The organism is Ensifer sp. KUDG1, from assembly GCF_050434285.1.
In the GTDB taxonomy this organism is placed as follows: Bacteria; Pseudomonadota; Alphaproteobacteria; order Rhizobiales; family Rhizobiaceae; genus Ensifer.
Genome location: NZ_JBNDIG010000005.1, coordinates 107,203 through 124,713, shown reverse-complemented (window position 1 = coordinate 124,713; position 17,511 = coordinate 107,203). Strand labels below are relative to the sequence as shown.

The window sequence follows — 17,511 nt, the reverse complement described above, 5'->3', positions numbered from 1 at the left end:
GCCACTAAGAAACGCTTACGTTGTGGGCAACACGCTATCGGCGGGCGGCTGGTAACGGCACAATTCCCGATAGAGGCTTAACATATCCGCCGACATTACCGAAGCTGCAAATTGCGACTTGAACGTGCTCGGGTCGGGCATCACACGTGCCGCCCAGTCTTTCTCTGTGATTGCGCGGGCCATGATGTCGGCAAGCGACCGGGCATTGGCAGGTTCGGCAAGCGCGGTGCTGTCGCGTCCGAGAATTTCCGGGATGCCGCCGACACGGCTGGCGATAACAGGCTTTCGCGCGGCCAGCGCCTCAAGCACGATATAGGGCATGGATTCGGCGCGCGAGGGAACGACGATGTTGCGCGTCAGCGCAAAGGCCTCGCGCGTCTTCATCGCCGGCTGCATGCGGATACGGCGGCCGAGACCCTGCTGCAGCACCAGGTCGCTGTATTCCTGCTGCTGCGGGCCGTCGCCGATCATCAGCGCTGACAGCGGCCGGCCGACAAGCCGTTCGGTCTGGGCGAAAGCCTCCACAAACAGATCGGGACCCTTCAGGTCCCGCATCATGCCGATATAGAGAAAATCGACCGCATCCGGCTGGGGCGGGACGACCTCGAATTCCCGGTCGTCGATGCCATTGTAGATCAGCTCGTTGCGCTCGCGCGGTGCACCGACCTTTGCGAAATAGGTCTGCCGCTCGAAGTCGCAGACGAAGACGAGGGCGTCGGTGATCCGCTGCTGGATCCGCTCGGCCGGGAAGACCAAGCGCCCGGTCAGAGAGCCTGGACGGTAGTGCAGGCTGCCGCCATGTGGCGAATAGAGGCGGGCTACGCGATACTTGTTGACCCGCAGGGCTGAACCGATGAGCCGGGCAATGACGCCGCCTTTGGCGCCGTGCCCATGCAACACATCCGGCCGCAAACTTCTGATTTCCTTGTAGCCGCGCCACAACGCGGCAAAATCCGACGGCCCGACCGAGCGATGGATCGGCATCCGGATGAGGCCGAGCGCCAGATAGGGGCGAATTTCGTCGAACAGCCGATCCTCGTGACTGCCGCCTGTCGTGCTGTCGCAGAGGATCCCGACCTCATGGCCGGCCTTGGCATGCGCCTCGGCCAGGTCGCGCACGTGGCGGAATATCCCGCCGACAGGCGACCTGAAGCAGTGGATGATGCGCAAGGGCCGCTCTTGTTGCATCGAGATCAGAACAGGCGTTCGCGAACATAGATCGTGTCGCCGGCAAGAACAGCGTCGGTGATCGGGACCCGGCCGGTGATGATGCGGCCATTGATCTTGCGCGTAATGTCGGCGTTCGACTGGTTGGCGCGCGGCGAGAAGCCGCCGGCAACCGCGATCGCGTTCTGCACGGTCATCCCCGGAACATAAGCATACTGGCCGGCCTGACCGACTTCGCCCATGATGAAGACGGAACGGTAGCGATCGACCTCGATCGTGACGTCTGGATCGCGCAGATAGCCTTGCTTCAGCTTGGCGGCGATCATGCCTTCGAGTTCGGGCAGGGTTCTGCCGCGCGAGGCGACCGTGCCGATCAGGGGGAAGGCGACGTAGCCGGCCTGATCGACCGTGTAGGTGCCGCTGAGGCCGGCCTGTTCGAAAACGTTGATGCGCAGGCGGTCGCCGCTGTCGAGCCGATAGGGCTGGATCGTGGCTTCGCTGAAGGCTTTGGGTGCGGGCTGGTAGCTCGTGCAGCCGCCGAGCAACATCGACAGCGCTGCCGCCGTGATCGCGAGACCCGTCTTGATAGCTGCAGTGGACATGCGGTTCATAGGCTCCGGAAACGACCAGCTTTTGTGACGTTATCGATCCGTTAGGGTTAATAGCAGGTAAACTCGCGGTAGAATTTTCGCGGAGACCTGGCGATGCCGCCCGGCCTTTACCATCCGCAGGTTGATCGCATTAACCCTTGCGTTACCATGTTCCTTTACGGTCCGGCGAGATTTGAAAGTTCGGAGCGACGAGCATGTCGGGAAGCGGCAGCGCACAGCAGGATGTGGATATCGACCTCGGCGGCCTGTTTCGCGCCGTCTGGGATCGGCGCGTCAAGGTTTTGCTCGCCACCGTCGCTGTGGCGGCGCTTGCTTTCGGCGCAGCAAAGATGATCGCGCCGGATTACCAGAGCGAAACCCGCGTGCTGATCGAATCGCGCGAGCCGGAGTTCAGCGGCCCCAACCAGGCTTCCCAGGCGGGAGCCGACCGCGTCTTCGACGAATCCGGCATTCTCAGCCAGGTACAGGTGCTCAAGTCGGCCGACCTCATCAAGCAGGTCGCCCGCAACATGAAGCTCTACGAGCTCAAGGAGTTTGATCCGTCGTCGGCGCCCTCAGCGCTTTCCGATCTTCTCGTCATGCTCGGCCTGAAGAAGAATCCGCTTGAGATGCCGCCCGAGGAGAGGGTGCTCAAGGAATTCTCCGACAAGCTCCAGGTCTACCAGGTGGAGAAGTCGCGCGTGATCGCGATCGCCTTCACCTCGAAGGACCGCCAGCTTGCGGCCGCCGTGCCCAACGAGATGGCGAAGGTCTTCCTGGCGCTCCAGAGCGGCGCAAAGCTCGATACCAATTCCGAGGCGACACGCTGGCTCGAACCCGAGATCGCCAATCTGCGCGAGAAGGTGCGCGACGCCGAAGCGAAGGTTGCGGCCTATCGCGCCTCGTCCGATCTGTTGCCGACCGGTGAAACCACCAACTTCGCGACCCGGCAGCTTACGGATATTTCGTCGGAACTGGCGCGGGTGCGCGGCGAGCGCGCCAATGCGGAAGCGCGTGCCGCCGGCGTACGCTCGGCGCTGGCAAGCGGCCGCGCGCCGGACACCATTGCCGATGTCGTCGGTTCGCAGATGATCCAGCGGCTGAAGGAGACGGAAGCGAACCTGCAGGCGCAGGTGGCGGACCTCTCGACCACCCTGCTTGACGGTCACCCCCGTCTGAAGGCGCTGAAGTCGCAGCTCGAAGGTATCCGCGGCCAGATCAGCACCGAGACACGCAAGATCCTGACGAGCCTCGAAAACGAGGCGAAGGTCGGCGAACTGCGCGAACAGCAGCTCGGGCAGCAGTTGAATGCGCTGAAGGCACAGTCGGCGCAGGCCGGCGAAGAAGAGGTGGGGCTGCGCGCGCTCGAGCGCGAAGCGACCGCGCAGCGCCAATTGCTGGAGACCTATCTCGCGCGCTATCGCGAGGCGACATCGCGCACCGTCGAGAATGCGACGCCGGCCGATGCACGGGTCATTTCGAGTGCCGTGGTTCCGACCGGCGCGAGCTTCCCGAAAGTACTGCCGATCACCATCGTTGCAGCGCTTGCAACGTTCCTCCTGACCTGCATTGGCATCATGCTCGGCGAGCTTTTCAGCGGGCGAGCCTTGCGGCCGGTTTCAGCTACGGGCGAACGGGCACCGGTCCGGCCCCGTCCGGCGCTTGCCGCAAGCGTTGCCGATTTGCCGCCGGCCCAGATGGCTGAGGCATCGCCCGTCATTTCGTCCGCAGCCGATGACGCAGTCGACTTGCTGCCTGCGGCGGAGCTTTCGCTTGCCCCGGACACGGAGGAGGAGGCCGCCGAGGCGGATTTCTCGATCGAAGCCGTCGCCGAGCATCTGCGTGCCACCAATGTGCGCGTTGCGATTTCGGTTTCGCCCGGCGGAGACGAGGGCTCCACCGCGACCGTGATGCTCGCCCGGTTGCTCGCCGAAGAAGAACTGAAGGTCGTGCTGATCGACCTGACGGGCTCTGCCTGCCCGACACGGCTGATGGCGCGCTCGCAGCAGCTCCCGGGGATCACCAATCTCCTGGCGGGGGAGGTGCCCTTCACGGACACGATCCACGCCGACCGCTTTTCCGACGCGCACATCATCCCCCAGGGCGATGCCGATCCGCGCCAGGCGATGCGTGGCATCGACCGGCTGAAGATGATCATCGACGCCTTGACCAACGCCTATGATCTCGTCCTGCTCGAATGCGGCCCAGCCGATGAAATGGCCGTGGAGAAGATTGCCGGTCGTGATGGCGCCGAAATCATCCTGTCGGCACCGTCGGTGAGCGACGAACGGATCGTCGAGGTACTGACCGGCTTCGGCGCGGCGGGCTACCGCGACATCGTGCTGATGACCGGCCAGGTGCAATCGGACCCCGAATATCCGGATCGCGACGCGGCGTAATGGCGGCGCGGGCCTCTGCCGCAAAGCGCAGGGACCGTGCTCTAGGGTGGATGATCAGTCGGCACTGTTGTCGAAGGTCTTGCCTTGCCTGCGCCGTCGCGTGCGCTGAATGCGGCCATAGACGGCCTTGTTCGCCTTGATCGCCCTTTTTGCCCTCACGACGAGGTAGTGCCGAAGGCCCGCGAGCCGGCCAGCGAGCGTCACCGGCAGTACGATATCGCGCAACGGCGTCTCGATCGTGCACCAGGAGCGCTTGTAGGGCTGGTCGCCGACGCCGAAGTCGAACAGGCGCACGCCTTCGCCTGATAGGCGCTCGATCATGCGGTAGAACAGCAATTCACCCGGGCTGGCGTCGCCGGCCATCGCTTCGTCGATCGACCCGAACTGGCAGATTACGTGATCTGCCTTGCGCGACAGTCCGGCGACGGCGACGATCCGGCCGTCATTTTCGCCTCGCAGGCGTATGGCATTGAGTTCCATGAGCTGAACGTCGTCGTCCACGCGGGCGGCGAGCGTATGGAAAAACGCCTGCGTTTCCGGATCCTGGAAGACATCGGGAAAGCCGAGGGTGGCAAAGCGCGTCGCCTTCTGCCGAAAGAAAGTGTCGAGCAGGGCTTGGGCCTCGTCGCTCGTGCGGGCGACCACATAGTCGTAGCCGCCCATTTCAGCCAGCCGCCGTTCGGAAATGCGCATCTTCTTGCGCCGCCGCTTGGCGTTGAGCTGGGCTAGTGTGGGCTGAATGCCACCGAGAAGGGGAAGCTGGAACGACGGGTTGGGATTGGTAACGCCCGAAAACAGGGCAAAGGGGCTGGGGTCGCCGCGCCAGTCGTTCGGCAGGCGATCGAGCATGACGATGTCGGCCAGGCCGCGCAGTGCGTCGCAGATGGCGCGGGCAAGCGCCTCGGCAAGCGCGGGCGTGGTGATGATGGCCGCGGCGTTGTGGGCAAACAGCCCGGTGTTGAGGTTGCTGTGCTCGGTTCCAATCAGCTTTGCCGTTCGAAACAGGCGTCCGCGCGCCACTTCCAGCGGCAGGATGAGCAGGAGCTCGCCATCGAACGTAATCCGTAGGAGAGCCAGGTCGCTGGCGTGGGTCGCAGCCCAGGCGCGGCACCAATGATAGGCATGGTGCAGCGAGTTCCCGGGAAGGGTGTCGAGCATGCGCCACTCGGTTTCGAGTGTCTCCAGGTCGCGGTGAAGCGAGATTTCGAAGCGGCCGGTGGCATCGGTCGGATCTGCACGCAAGGACGCATGCGCGCGGCGGTCGCCGGAGCCGTCCATGGTGAGTTCCGAGTTCGTCATCGCAGGTGCCGTCCGGTCCTTGTTGCGGAGAGATTGAACCGCTTTAATTCGGGAGTGCTTATGAAGGTCGATTGGCAATAACCGGCGAACGCGGTTAGCAAAGCGTGAAACGAAATTGACGCCTCACGCGATGAAGCCGGTTGCCAACACGCTGGCCCATTCAAGGCGGTTGCGGCGGGCCGCAAGTTGCGACATCGCCGTCCAGTCGTAGGTCACGCTGCGAAAGGTCACGTCCCATTCCGTCCCCGATTGCTCGACGATGGCGTAGCGCGCGTGCGGGGATCCGGCCTCGACCTTGTGGGCCACCGGCCGGCTGTCGGTGTAGCCGGGGCAGCCGACGCTGCCGGGGTTGACGACCAGACGTCCGTCGGAGAGGCGGACGACGCGAGGAATGTGGGTGTGGCCGCACAGGATTACCGGATAGTCGATCCCGACAGCTTCGGCCTCGATAGCCGAACGCGCGGCCCTATGAACCGTACCGTCCGCCGTCAGGGCTTCGAGCCAGTAGGTCTCATCGTCGGTCGGGGTCGCATGGCAGAGGAAGAACGTTTGCCTGTGGATGTGTGCGACGGGCAGGGTGGCCAGCCACTCGCGGTGCTCCAGCTTCAACTCATCGAACGCCGCGCGATCGGAGAGCCCCATGTCGCGCGGATCGACCGTCAACAGGTAACGGTCGTGATTGCCGCGGATCGAGGAGATCGCCCGTTCCATCAGGATGTCTGCCGTGCGCGCTGCGTTGAGGGGACCGCTCAGATGATCGCCAAGATTGACGATATCGGTGATCCCTTGTGCATCGATGTCTGCGAGCACCGCTTCGAGCGCAAGATCGTTGCCGTGGATGTCCGCGATGACCGCAAGTCGCATGGGCGTCCTCCCGAATGGCTACCGGACCGAGGATCAACGATCCCGAGCGGGCTTTTCCATCCATTTGATGATCAGCATGGCCGGCAAGATCCAGAGCAGGCCGGTGAAGAAGAAATAGGCCAGGTGCACGTACCAGGGAGCAGCGCCAAGCAGCAGCGAGGCGAAGGTAACGGCGGCAAGCGCATAGACGACGACGAGGATGATGATCAGGATCGTGCCGATCAGCTTTCTGAGGCGTACGGGCATTTCATATCTTTCACAGGGGCAAATGCGCGCGGAGCGGCCGCGACCGCATGCCGCAAAGGTTTCGGCCTTGTTTTGCATGCCGCTCTGGTGCAAATCAACGGCTTTCCGAAAGGTGCGACCGTTGATCCGTCCGGTTGCGCCGCCGACAACCCTGCGACACCAGAGGGAACATGATGGCCGGCGTCGAAATGGCGACTGAACAAATGCTTCGAAACGAGATCGGCAGGACCGACCGCAACCGCCGGCAGATCCGCGGCTGGCTGGCGGTCGTGCTGTTCACTCTCTTTGCCCTGGTGCTCGTCGGCGGCGCGACGCGCCTTACCGAATCGGGCCTCTCCATCACCGAATGGAAGCCGATCCATGGCGTGATCCCGCCGCTGACGGTGGCCGAGTGGGAAGAGGAGTTCCAGCTCTACCAACGCATTCCGCAGTATCAGCAGATGAACAGCGGCATGACGGTCGACGAGTTCAAGACGATCTTCTGGTGGGAATGGGCACACCGCCTGCTCGCGCGCACGATCGGCCTGATCTTCGCGCTGCCGCTTGCCTATTTCTGGTTCACCGGAAAGGTCGAACGCAAACTGCGCATGCCGCTGCTCGGGATCCTTGCGCTTGGCGGTTTTCAAGGTTTCATCGGCTGGTGGATGGTTTCCTCGGGCCTGGTGGAGCGCACGGAAGTGAGCCAGTACCGGCTGGCGACGCATCTCGTCATCGCCTGTCTGATCTTTGCCGCCTGCATGTGGATCTTCCGCGGGCTCAGTCGGCATTCGAATGAAGCGGCGCCCACCGACCGCTCGCGCAAGATGGCCATGATCATCGCCATCTTCAGTCTGTTCCAGATCTATCTCGGCGCGCTCGTCGCCGGTCTCGATGCCGGCTTCAGCTACAACACGTGGCCGCTGATGGACGGCGCGATCATCCCGCAAGACCTGTTCCTGCAGCAGCCCTGGTGGATCAACCTGTTCGAAAACCCGAAGACGGTGCAGTTCGTCCACCGCATTGGCGCCTATGTGCTCTTTGCCTTCGCACTGATGCATATGATTGCCTCGCTGCGCGCAGCACCCGAAACGACCCATGCGCGCCGTGCCGTGCTCCTGTTCCTGCTCGTCTCGGTGCAGGCGGTGATCGGCGTCACTACGCTGGTGCTGCAGGTGCCGGTCGGCTGGGGCGTGGCGCACCAGGGTGGCGCGCTTGTGGTGCTTGGCTTTGCCATCGCCCACTGGCGCGGTTTCTACGGCGAGTACCCGCGGCCGACGGCGATCGAACTGCGCGACTGACGCCCGGCGAGATCCGGAAAAAGAAAGACCCCGGCGAGCGGCTCGCCGGGGTCTTTTGTTTTTCAGCCGATTGCCGATCAGGCCGACAGCATCAGGTCCATGTTCTGGACCGCCGCGCCCGAGGCGCCCTTGCCGAGATTGTCGAGCAGGGCGACGAGGTTCACATGGTTGCCGCCGGGGGTGCCGAAGACGAAGAGCTTCATCGTGTCCTTGCCGGCAAGCTCGGTGGCGTCGATGCGAGCGAGCTTTTCGCTCTCCTGGAGCGGCACGACCTCGACGATCGATTGGTCGGCATAATGCGCGACGATCGCAGCGTGGATCGTCTCCAGCGTCGTACCGGCGGCGAGGTCCTCGAGATAGAGCGGCACCTGGACGATCATGCCCTGTGCGAACTTGCCGACGGAGGGCGCAAAGACCGGTGCGCGGTCGAGCAGGCCGTGCATCTTCATCTCGGGCACGTGCTTGTGCTTGAGCGTCAGGCCGTAGAGGAAGTGCGGTGCGCTGATGTGGTCGGCATTGGTCTCGTCTTCCATCTGCGCGATCATCTGCTTGCCGCCGCCGGTGTAACCGGAAACCGCATTGACCGTCACCGGATAGCCGTCGGGCAGGATGCCGGCCTGGCGCAGCGGCCGGATCACGCCGATCGCGCCGGTCGGATAGCAGCCGGGATTGGCGACGCAACGGGCGCTGCGGATCTTCTCCGGCTGCGCCTTGTCCATTTCGGCAAAGCCATAGGCCCAGTCGGGCGCAATCCGGTGCGCGGTCGAGGTGTCGATGATGCGGACCTTGTTGTTGCCCGAGACCATCGAAACCGCCTCGCGCGAGGCGTCGTCCGGCAGGCAGAGGATCGCGATGTCGGCGTCGTTCAGAAGATCTTCGCGCATCGCGGCGTTGCGTCGTTCCGCTTCCGGAATGGAAAGCAGTTCGAGATCGCTACGGCCGGCCATGCGCGTGCGGATCTGCAAGCCCGTGGTGCCGTGTTCGCCATCGATGAAGATCTTCGGTTTCATGATTTTCCCGTTCTGCCAGACAGTTAGAAGCCGTTCCGGAATCACTCTGGCATAGAATTGAATCAGTTTCTCAACAGGCCGGCGGAGCGCCGCCAACCCCGCCTTTTCTATATAAGCAGCCGGCCTCCATCGCAACGGCAACGGTCGTCTTCAGCGAAGCGGCGCGCGCTCGGCAAGCTTCTCCGCATGCAGCCCCAGCATATACATCGCGACTGTCGCGCCGGCGATCGCCGTGATGTCGGCATGGTCGTAGGCTGGCGCCACTTCGACCACGTCGCTGCCGATCACCGTCAGCGCGCCGAGCTTGCGCAGGACGGACAGGATCTTGGCGCTCGACGGGCCGCCGGCGACCGGGGTACCGGTGCCGGGCGCATAGGCCGGGTCGAGGCAGTCGATATCGAAGGTGAGATAGGCCTTCCGCTCGCCGACCTGCCTTATGATCGTCTCGGCGATGTCGCCGGCACTCATCTCTTCGACGTCGTAGCCATAGAGAATGCGGATGCCGCAATCCTCGGGCGCGTGCGTGCGGATGCCGATCTGGATCGAGGCGTCCGTGTCGATCAGCCCTTCGCGCGCCGCACGGCCGACAAAGGAGCCATGGTCGATGCGGCCGCGCTCATCCGACCAGGTATCCTGGTGGGCGTCGAACTGGACGAGGGCGAGGGGACCGTGCAGCGCCGCCTGCGCCTTCAGGATGGGATAGGTGACGAAGTGGTCGCCGCCGAGCGTCTGCAGATAAGCGCCGCTCCTGATGATCTTGGCCGCTTCGCGTTCGATGGTGGCCGGCGTCTTCGAATGGTTGCCGTAATCGAGCAGGCAGTCGCCATAGTCGACCGTTGCCATCTCCGCGAAGAGATCGCGGTCGAACGGGTACTGCGGATCGTTGTCGAAGATGGCCGAGGCGCGGCGGATCGCCTGCGGCCCGAAGCGGGCGCCGGGACGGTTGGACGTGGCGGCGTCGAAGGGAATCCCCCAGACGACGGCATCGACGCCCTTCAACTGCTTCGAATATTTGCGGCGCATGAAGGAGAGAATGCCGGCATGGGTCGGATCGGACGCCGCCGATGTCAGTGAGCGCGCCGTCAGCGCATGATCGATTGTCCTGTTCGCCATATCCCGCCTCTGCCTCGGAGTCGGACAGCGCGCATCCTCTGCGCGCATCCGCTCAAACCTGTGGTGGCGGAAGGTTGGACAATCGTTGCCGGCAAGGCAAGGCCCTGCCGGCCGTTTCTTCGGCGATTACGAGGCCTTGGCTTCGTAGGTCGGGGCGAAGTCGCCAAGCGCCTTGGCTTCGGTGATGCGCGCGGCGATATCCTCTTCAATGATCGTCTCGAGCTGGGCGAAACTGTCGATCACGTAATAGATCGGCTGGACGATATCGATGCGATAGGGCGTCCGCAGCACGGTCATCAGGTCGAAGGGCCGAAACTCGACACCTGGGGTTCCCATCGCATTGCGTGTCTCGTTGGGCGAAGACACGATGCCTGCGCCATAGCAGCGGCGACCCTTCGGCGTGTTGATCAGGCCGAACTCGACGGTGAACCAGAAGATCCGGAACATATGCCAGGAATAGCCCTTGCCGAGCGAAACCGCCTTTTCGCCGAAGCGGCGCACGAAGTTGGCGTAGCTCTGGTTGGTGAGCAGCGGGCAGTGGCCGAAGACCTCGTGGAAGATGTCGGGCTCTTCGATGTAATCGATATGCTCGCGGCGGCGAATGAAGGTCGCCAGCGGAAACTTGCCCTGAGACAGCAGTTCGTAGAAGCGGGACGGCGGAATGAGGGCAGGTACCCCTTCGACGCCGAAGCCGGTGGTTTCCGCGAGGCGCCGGTTCACGTCCTTCAACTGCGGCACGTGATCAGGGCCGAGATCGAGCGTCTTTGCGCCTTCCAGATATTCGTCGCAGGCCTTGTCGGCGAGCAGCGTCATCTGCCGCTGATAGAGCTCGCCCCAGATCGCATCTTCTTCCGGGGTGTAGAGATAAGTGCCGTCCGGTTCCGGCAGTTTGGCTGTGTAGCTGCTTTCCTTCGTCATGACGTCTCCTCATTCGTCAGATGAACTCTCCTGTTGCAATTGTATCGCGGATGGAGCGAGTATTTGTTCCACAGTTGCCAGGTGGAGGCCTGATGGCGGGAGGAAAATTCGAAATGCCGTCCGATGTGAAAGAAAATCTTCAGCCCGTTCGAAAGCTGCTGCGGCTGATTCAGGCAGATAGCGGCCAGTCTCTCTCCGATCTCGCCGAAAAAGCCGGCATGTCGCAAAGCTCGGCCTGGCGGCGGCTGCAGGAACTGGAGACGGATGGCGTGATCCGCAAGCGCGTCGCGCTGCTCGATCCGGCAAAGCTCGATCTGAAACTCTGCATCATCGCCCATGTGACGCTCGAAGATCACCACGATGAGGCGATCGCCGCCTTTTCCGCCGTCGTGCGCGAGCGGCCGGAGATCATGGAGTGCTACGCTTTATCCGGAACGTTCGACTATATGCTGAAGATCCGCGCCAATGACGTCGAAAGCTACGATGCCTTCATGACGCGCTACCTGATGCGCAATCCGCATGTGCGCACGGTGGTGTCGAGTTTCGTCCTGCGCGAACTCAAGTCGACGACGGAGCTGCCGATTTAAGCCGGTCGCCAGTGGTGCCCTTATCTCGCGGGAGAACTACGAGCGCTCGAATCCGTATTGGCGTTCGATCTTGCCGACGCGCACCTGGTAATCCTCGTACCAGCGCTCGCGGCCGAGCCGCTGGGCCGTCAGGTGGCGGACATTGTTTTTCCAGGCCGCGATGCTTTCTTCATCGGCCCAGTAGGAATTGGTGAGGCCGAAGCCGTCGGCGCCGCGAACGCTTTCCAGGCCGAGAAAACCCGGCTGCTCGCGTGCAAGCCGCTCCATTTCGTCTCCCATGTTGTCATAGCCGTGATCACCGGCCGTGCGCCGCGAGGCGAAGGTGACGATGTAATAGGGCGGCTCTGGGGTCTTGGCGACGGGAGAACGGGTCATGCGGTGCCTCAAAGGCTCGACGTTGCGGGATATGGTGCGTCGGATGATAACAAAAAAAGGCGGAGCAAAGCCCCGCCTTTCCAAGTGTCGCAGTTGAAGCGATTAACGCTTCGAGAACTGGAACGAACGACGTGCCTTCGCACGGCCGTACTTCTTACGCTCGACCACGCGGCTGTCGCGGGTGAGGAAGCCACCACGCTTCAGGACAGAGCGCAGGCCCGGTTCGAAGTAGGTGAGTGCCTTGGAGATGCCGTGACGAACGGCACCGGCCTGGCCGGAAAGACCACCGCCAGCAACGGTCGCGTCGATGTCGAACTGGCCGTCACGGGCAGCTGCGACGATCGGCTGCTGCAGGATCATCTGCAGAACCGGACGGGCGAAGTAAGCCGCGTAGGGCTTGCCGTTGATGGTGATCTTGCCGGTGCCCGGCTTGACCCAGACGCGGGCGACAGCGTCTTTACGCTTGCCGGTCGCGTAGGAGCGACCCTGGGCGTCGACCTTCTTGACGTGAACCGGAGCAGCCGGTTCCGCGGTCGTGGCGATGTCCTTGAGAGCGGAAAGGTCAGCCATTATCAGGCGCTCCTTGTGTTCTTGCTGTTCAGCTTGGCGACGTCGAGGACGGTCGGCTGCTGTGCTTCATGCGGGTGGTTGGCGCCTGCGTATACGCGCAGGTTCTTCATCTGGCGACGGCCGAGCGGGCCGCGCGGAACCATGCGCTCGACGGCCTTCTCGAGGACGCGCTCCGGGAAGCGGCCTTCGATGATCTGGCGCGCAGTGCGCTCCTTGATGCCGCCGGGGTAGCCGGTGTGCCAGTAGTACTTCTTGTCGGTGTACTTCTTGCCCGTCAGAACTGCCTTCTCGGCGTTGATGACGATGACGTTGTCGCCGTCGTCAACATGCGGGGTGAAGGTAGCTTTGTGCTTGCCGCGCAGGCGGTTCGCGATGAGGGAAGCGAGGCGACCAACAACGAGGCCTTCGGCGTCGATGATGATCCACTTCTTCTCCACCTCTGCAGGCTTCTGAACGAAGGTTGCCATATCAAAATCTTTCTTTGGACCCGAGCGGCGAACCGCTGGGCGTTTCTTGTTGCTTGGTTTTGCCCAGTTTCCCGGGCAAAAGAGAAAGCGGCCCGTAAGGACCGCGATCTGCGGCAGCTTATACGCAAGTGCGAAACAAGCGTCAAGAACGCGAAATCTGCGCTACGGAAATAAAATCAAGTAAAAACAATATGTTGCAAGTGAGGTATTTTGATACCACAAATTATCGCGGCGGAATCGAATAGGTCGCCGTGGCGTGCGCGACGAGGTCGTCGTCGCCAACCTTGACGATCGATGCGTCGAGAACGGCAAGCCGCTTGCCGAGTTTGAGGATCCGGCAGGTGCATTCGAGCGGTTCCGGCTCGGGCTTGCGCAGGAAGTTGATGTTGAGATTGGTGGTGACGGCAAGCGCAACCGGCCCGATATGGGCGATCAGCGCGATATAGGCGGAAACATCGGCGAGCGCGAACAGGGTAGGGCCGGATACGGTTCCGCCCGGCCGGATATGCCGTTCGTTCGGATCGAGCCGCATGGTGGCAAAGCCCGGACCGACCGCCGTGACATGGAAGACCTTGCCGTCAGTGTGGACCTGCGGGAAATCCGTGTCGAGAAACCGGTTGAGGTCGTCGACGGTCATGATCGGCTCGATGGTCATGCATTGCATCCTTCAACATGTCTGCCCGCCACCTGAAACCGACTGATGGCCCGACGCAAGGCGGAAAATGGTCGTAGGCGGAATGCGTCAGGGGGTGTGCCTGTCGGCTTGCACGGCACGCGCTGCCGGCGTACCACCAAGCCAAAGTTCAAGTTCCAGGAGAAGAAGATGGCCGACGTCGTATCGTTCAAGAAGGAAGAGCCGAACGGCCTGCTGCAGAAAGAACGTTCGGGGCCCGTCTTGCGGCTGACGCTCAACAACCCGCCGGCCAACGTGCTGTCGATTGCCATGATGGAGGCGCTGCACGCCGAGTTCGATGCGGTCGCAACCTCCAAGGACATCAGGGTGGTCGTGCTCGCCGCGACCGGCAAGCTGTTTTCCGCCGGTCACGATCTGAAAGAAATGACCGCGCACCGCGAAGACGACGACCGGGGCCGGGCCTTCTTCGAGCGGACGATCCGCCTCTGCGCCGATCTCATGCTGAAAATCACACGGCTGCCGCAGGCCGTCATCGCCGAGATAGACGGCCTGGCAACGGCAGCCGGCTGCCAGCTGGTTTCCAGCTGTGACCTTGCGATCTGCACCGACAGCTCCACCTTCTGCACACCCGGCGTCAACATCGGTCTCTTCTGCTCGACGCCGATGGTCGCGCTCACGCGTGCGGCACATCGCAAGCAGGCGATGGAAATGCTCTTGACCGGCGAGACCATCGACGCTTCGACCGCCAAGGATTTCGGTCTCGTCAACCGCATCGTACCGCAGCAGTATCTGCGCCAGGTGGTCGACAAATACGCCGCAGTCATTGCCTCGAAGTCGCCGCAGGCGCTGAAGATCGGCAAGGAGGCCTTCTATCGCCAGGCGGAGATGGACCTGCCAGAGGCCTACGACTATGCCGTCGGCGTCATGGTTGAGAACATGCTGGCGCGCGATGCCGAGGACGGTATCGGCGCATTCCTCGGCAAGCGCATGCCGGAATGGAAGGAAGACTGACGCTCAGGCGAGCTTCAGGAGCAGGGCGCCAAGCGCGATCACACAGGCAGCCGCGATGCGCCAGACGCTGACCGGTTCTTTCAGGAACACGACCGAGATCACCACGGCAAAGAGGATCGAGGTTTCGCGGAGCGCTGCGACGGTTGCGACCGGCGCCTTGGTCATGGCCCAGAGCGCCAGTCCATAGGCGCCGATCGAGCCGGCGCCGCCGATAAGGCCCCGCCACCAGTTCTTGTAGACGTGGCGGGCGACCGGCTTGATGCCACGCCGGGCAAAAGCCCAGGTGAACAGCAGAACCGGCGGCAGCAGCGCCATCCACAGCGTGTAGGAGATGGCGTTGCCTGAAACGCGCGCGCCGATACCGTCGACAAAGGTGTAACTTGCGATGACGCAGGCATTAAGCAGCGCAAGCACGATCGCGTTCTTGCCGCCCTTGCGCGACTCGAAGGCGAGCGTCAGCACACCGGCAGAGATCGTTAGAATACCGATCATCGTCCCGAAGGTGAGCTTTTCGCCGATCAACGCCCCACTGGTCATCGCGACGATCAACGGTGCCGCGCCGCGCATCAGCGGATAGACAAGGCCGATGTCGCCGGCGCGATAGGATGCGGCGACGAGTTGGAAATAGGCGAACTGGAACAGTGCCGAAACCAGGATATATGGCCACGCTTCCGGTTTGGGCAACGGCATGAACGGCAGGAAGGGGATGGCGACGGCTGCGGCCCCGAGCGCGATCATTGCAGCGTCGAGCGACTTTTCCGTTCCCGCCTTGACCAACGCATTCCAGGTCGCGTGCAACAACGCCCCGAACAGGACGAGCGCAATGACTTCAACGGGCAAGATGAGACCTCGGAAAACGATGTGGCAGGCTTTGTGATGCTTGTCGCGCCGCACGGGCGCAAAAGCAACCGGAAAGTCTTGCAGAAGCGGCAATCTTTGGCGGGGAACGATCGGCCTGCACGGTTGACTTGGCCGGCCTCGCCATCATTATACGACCGTTTAACACGAACGGATCCGAAGCCGCAGATGAACCACGACGCTTACCCGGACTATTATCTCGCCGACATCCTGCGCGAGACCAAGACGATCGCCCTTGTCGGCGCTTCGCCCAATCCTGAGCGTCCGAGCCATCGGGTCATGGCGTTTCTGTTGCGCAAGGGTTACCGGGTGATCCCGATCAATCCCGGGCATGTCGGCAAGAGCATCCAGGGCCAGGCCGTGGTCGGCCGGCTTGCCGATATTAAGGAGCCGATCGACATGGTCGACGTCTTCCGCGCTGCCGACGCCTTGCCGGCGCTCGTCGATGAAATTCTCGCGCTGGAGACGCTGCCGAAGGCGATCTGGGGCCAGCTCTCCGTGCGCAACGATGCTGCTGCGGCGAAAGCGGAAGCCGCCGGCATCAAGGTGGTCATGGACCGCTGTCCGGCGATCGAGTACCCGCGTCTGATCGGCTGATCACGGTCGGCGCATCGCCGGCGGACCACACAACCGTCAGTTCTTGAAAAATCCTCTTTGACCGCATGCGTAGGCTCTGGAATAGTGCCGCGGCTTGCGCGCTCAACCGTGCGAGCACGATAGCGGTTCACGCGTAGATTCAAGGTGATAGAGCGCCCCGGCGCGCCGGCTGGCGGCCGCGCTCTGGTCATGGGAGGGACGAAATGACGAAAGACAATCCTGGTTTCAACACGCTCGCAATTCATGCGGGGGCGCAGCCCGACCCGACCACGGGTGCACGGGCGACGCCAATCTACCAGACGACGAGCTTCGTCTTCAACGACACCGACCATGCCGCGGCGCTTTTCGGCCTGCAGCAGTTCGGCAACATCTACACCCGCATCATGAACCCGACGCAGGCAGTGCTCGAAGAGCGTATCGCCGCGCTAGAAGGCGGCACTGCGGCACTCGCCGTTGCCTCCGGCCACGCGGCACAGCTTCTCGTCTTCCACACGATCATGAGCCCGGGCGACAACTTCATCGCCGCAAATCGGCTTTATGGCGGCTCTGTCAACCAGTTCGGTCACGCCTTCAAGTCCTTCGACTGGCAGGTCCGCTGGGCCGACCCTGCCGATCCGGCTTCCTTTGAGGCGAAGATCGATCGGCGCACCAAGGCGATCTTCATCGAGAGCCTCGCCAATCCCGGCGGCACCTTCGTCGATATCGCTGCGATCGCCGAGGTCGCCCGCAAGCACGACCTGCCGCTGATCGTCGACAACACCATGGCGACGCCCTACCTGCTGCGGCCGCTGGAGCATGGTGCCGATATCGTCGTGCACTCGCTGACGAAGTTCATCGGCGGCCACGGCAACTCCATGGGCGGCGTCATCGTCGATGGCGGCACCTTCGACTGGTCGAAGTCCGGAAAATACCCGATGCTGTCTGAGCCGCGTCCGGAATATGCCGGTGTCGTGCTGCACCAGACCTTCGGCAACATCGCCTTCGCCATCGCCGCACGTGTCCTCGGCCTTCGCGACTTCGGCCCGGCGATCTCGCCGTTCAATGCCTTCATGCTGGTGACCGGTTCCGAAACGCTTCCGCTGCGCATGCAGCGCCATTGCGACAACGCGCTTGCTGTCGCCAAGTGGTTGAAGACGCACGACAAGATTTCGTGGGTCAACTATGCCGGGCTAGAGGACGACCCGAACCACGCGCTGCAGCAGCGCTATTCGCCGAAGGGCGCCGGTGCCGTTTTCACCTTCGGCCTCAAGGGTGGCTACGAGGCGGGCAAGCGCTTCGTCGAAGGGCTGGAAATGTTCTCGCACCTCGCCAATATCGGCGACACGCGCTCGCTTGTCATTCACCCGGCCTCGACCACCCACCGCCAGCTGACGCCCGAGCAGCAGGTGGCGGCCGGCGCCGGCCCTGACGTCGTGCGCCTCTCGGTCGGCATCGAGGATGTCTCCGACATCATCGCCGACCTCGAACAGGCGCTGGCCAAGCTCTGAAACTCTAGCCGAGAAGGGCGCGCCAGCGCGCCCTTCGCAAGG

General features: G+C 62.9%; 19 protein-coding genes. 6 read left to right on the top strand and 13 right to left on the bottom strand.

Translation table 11 applies throughout. The annotated features are described in order from the left end of the window. Positions 1-15: 15 nt before the first annotated feature. Together M2267_RS14915 and M2267_RS14910 are read right to left on the bottom strand one after the other, a co-directional pair. Positions 16-1,188: a glycosyltransferase family 4 protein gene (locus M2267_RS14915; protein ID WP_043611460.1), complete on the bottom strand. Its 1,173-nt coding sequence runs from the start codon at positions 1,186-1,188 to the stop codon at positions 16-18. A gap of 5 nt (positions 1,189-1,193) precedes the next feature. After that, positions 1,194-1,769, bottom strand: a complete 576-nt coding sequence (locus M2267_RS14910; protein ID WP_034804249.1) for a polysaccharide biosynthesis/export family protein — start codon at positions 1,767-1,769, stop codon at positions 1,194-1,196. A gap of 203 nt (positions 1,770-1,972) precedes the next feature. On the opposite strand from M2267_RS14910, the gene M2267_RS14905 reads away from it, so the two are divergent. Continuing rightward, the gene (locus M2267_RS14905; RefSeq protein ID WP_429115167.1) at positions 1,973-4,156 is read left to right on the top strand and encodes a GumC family protein; all 2,184 of its coding nucleotides are present in this window, start codon (positions 1,973-1,975) and stop codon (positions 4,154-4,156) included. 54 nt (positions 4,157-4,210) lie between these two features. Here M2267_RS14905 and M2267_RS14900 read toward each other — a convergent pair whose 3' ends face one another. From M2267_RS14900 to M2267_RS14890, 3 genes are all read right to left on the bottom strand, one after another. Beyond that, positions 4,211-5,455, bottom strand: coding sequence for a GNAT family N-acetyltransferase (locus M2267_RS14900; RefSeq protein WP_429115166.1), 1,245 nt, complete (start codon positions 5,453-5,455; stop codon positions 4,211-4,213). A 123-nt stretch (positions 5,456-5,578) separates the two neighbouring features. Continuing rightward, on the bottom strand, positions 5,579-6,319 hold the full coding sequence (locus M2267_RS14895) for a metallophosphoesterase family protein (protein ID WP_429115165.1): 741 nt from the start codon (positions 6,317-6,319) through the stop codon (positions 5,579-5,581). Between the two features lie 33 nt (positions 6,320-6,352). Then, entirely contained in the window at positions 6,353-6,565 is a 213-nt protein-coding gene (locus M2267_RS14890; RefSeq protein WP_043611500.1) for a DUF2842 domain-containing protein, read from the bottom strand. A 173-nt stretch (positions 6,566-6,738) separates the two neighbouring features. Here M2267_RS14890 and M2267_RS14885 point away from each other — a divergent pair, with 173 nt between their 5' ends. Next, complete coding sequence (locus M2267_RS14885) at positions 6,739-7,842, top strand: COX15/CtaA family protein (RefSeq protein WP_043611463.1); 1,104 nt, start codon at positions 6,739-6,741, stop codon at positions 7,840-7,842. Between the two features lie 77 nt (positions 7,843-7,919). On the opposite strand, the gene argC is transcribed toward M2267_RS14885, so the two are convergent. The 3 genes from argC to M2267_RS14870 form a co-directional block, all read right to left on the bottom strand. Further along, positions 7,920-8,852 carry an N-acetyl-gamma-glutamyl-phosphate reductase gene (gene argC, locus M2267_RS14880; RefSeq protein WP_192447293.1) on the bottom strand — a complete coding sequence of 311 codons (933 nt, stop codon included), beginning with the start codon at positions 8,850-8,852 and terminating at the stop codon, positions 7,920-7,922. Positions 8,853-9,002: 150 nt separating this feature from the next. Further along, positions 9,003-9,965, bottom strand: a complete 963-nt coding sequence (gene speB, locus M2267_RS14875) for an agmatinase (protein ID WP_429115164.1) — start codon at positions 9,963-9,965, stop codon at positions 9,003-9,005. Between the two features lie 126 nt (positions 9,966-10,091). Next, positions 10,092-10,883: a phenylalanine 4-monooxygenase gene (locus M2267_RS14870; protein ID WP_402316517.1), complete on the bottom strand. Its 792-nt coding sequence runs from the start codon at positions 10,881-10,883 to the stop codon at positions 10,092-10,094. Positions 10,884-10,996: 113 nt separating this feature from the next. On the opposite strand from M2267_RS14870, the gene M2267_RS14865 reads away from it, so the two are divergent. Then, positions 10,997-11,470, top strand: coding sequence for an Lrp/AsnC family transcriptional regulator (locus M2267_RS14865; RefSeq protein ID WP_192448278.1), 474 nt, complete (start codon positions 10,997-10,999; stop codon positions 11,468-11,470). A 36-nt stretch (positions 11,471-11,506) separates the two neighbouring features. Here M2267_RS14865 and M2267_RS14860 read toward each other — a convergent pair whose 3' ends face one another. From M2267_RS14860 to M2267_RS14845, 4 genes are all read right to left on the bottom strand, one after another. Then, positions 11,507-11,845 carry an antibiotic biosynthesis monooxygenase family protein gene (locus M2267_RS14860; protein ID WP_043611467.1) on the bottom strand — a complete coding sequence of 113 codons (339 nt, stop codon included), beginning with the start codon at positions 11,843-11,845 and terminating at the stop codon, positions 11,507-11,509. A 102-nt stretch (positions 11,846-11,947) separates the two neighbouring features. Further along, on the bottom strand, positions 11,948-12,415 hold the full coding sequence (gene rpsI, locus M2267_RS14855; protein WP_043611468.1) for a 30S ribosomal protein S9: 468 nt from the start codon (positions 12,413-12,415) through the stop codon (positions 11,948-11,950). A 2-nt stretch (positions 12,416-12,417) separates the two neighbouring features. After that, on the bottom strand, positions 12,418-12,882 hold the full coding sequence (gene rplM / locus M2267_RS14850; RefSeq protein ID WP_043611469.1) for a 50S ribosomal protein L13: 465 nt from the start codon (positions 12,880-12,882) through the stop codon (positions 12,418-12,420). A 223-nt stretch (positions 12,883-13,105) separates the two neighbouring features. After that, the gene (locus tag M2267_RS14845) at positions 13,106-13,537 is read right to left on the bottom strand and encodes a PaaI family thioesterase (RefSeq protein WP_043611470.1); all 432 of its coding nucleotides are present in this window, start codon (positions 13,535-13,537) and stop codon (positions 13,106-13,108) included. Positions 13,538-13,705: 168 nt separating this feature from the next. Here M2267_RS14845 and M2267_RS14840 point away from each other — a divergent pair, with 168 nt between their 5' ends. Continuing rightward, positions 13,706-14,527: an enoyl-CoA hydratase gene (locus M2267_RS14840; RefSeq protein WP_429115163.1), complete on the top strand. Its 822-nt coding sequence runs from the start codon at positions 13,706-13,708 to the stop codon at positions 14,525-14,527. Between the two features lie 3 nt (positions 14,528-14,530). Here M2267_RS14840 and M2267_RS14835 read toward each other — a convergent pair whose 3' ends face one another. Further along, positions 14,531-15,367, bottom strand: coding sequence for a DMT family transporter (locus tag M2267_RS14835; RefSeq protein ID WP_043611503.1), 837 nt, complete (start codon positions 15,365-15,367; stop codon positions 14,531-14,533). 186 nt (positions 15,368-15,553) lie between these two features. Between M2267_RS14835 and M2267_RS14830 the strand changes: the two genes are divergently transcribed. Both M2267_RS14830 and M2267_RS14825 read left to right on the top strand, forming a co-directional pair. After that, a complete protein-coding gene (locus tag M2267_RS14830; protein WP_043611471.1) occupies positions 15,554-15,982 on the top strand; it encodes a CoA-binding protein in 429 nt (142 codons plus the stop codon). Positions 15,983-16,185: 203 nt separating this feature from the next. Then, on the top strand, positions 16,186-17,469 hold the full coding sequence (locus M2267_RS14825; protein ID WP_192447286.1) for an O-acetylhomoserine aminocarboxypropyltransferase: 1,284 nt from the start codon (positions 16,186-16,188) through the stop codon (positions 17,467-17,469). Positions 17,470-17,511: the final 42 nt, after the last annotated feature.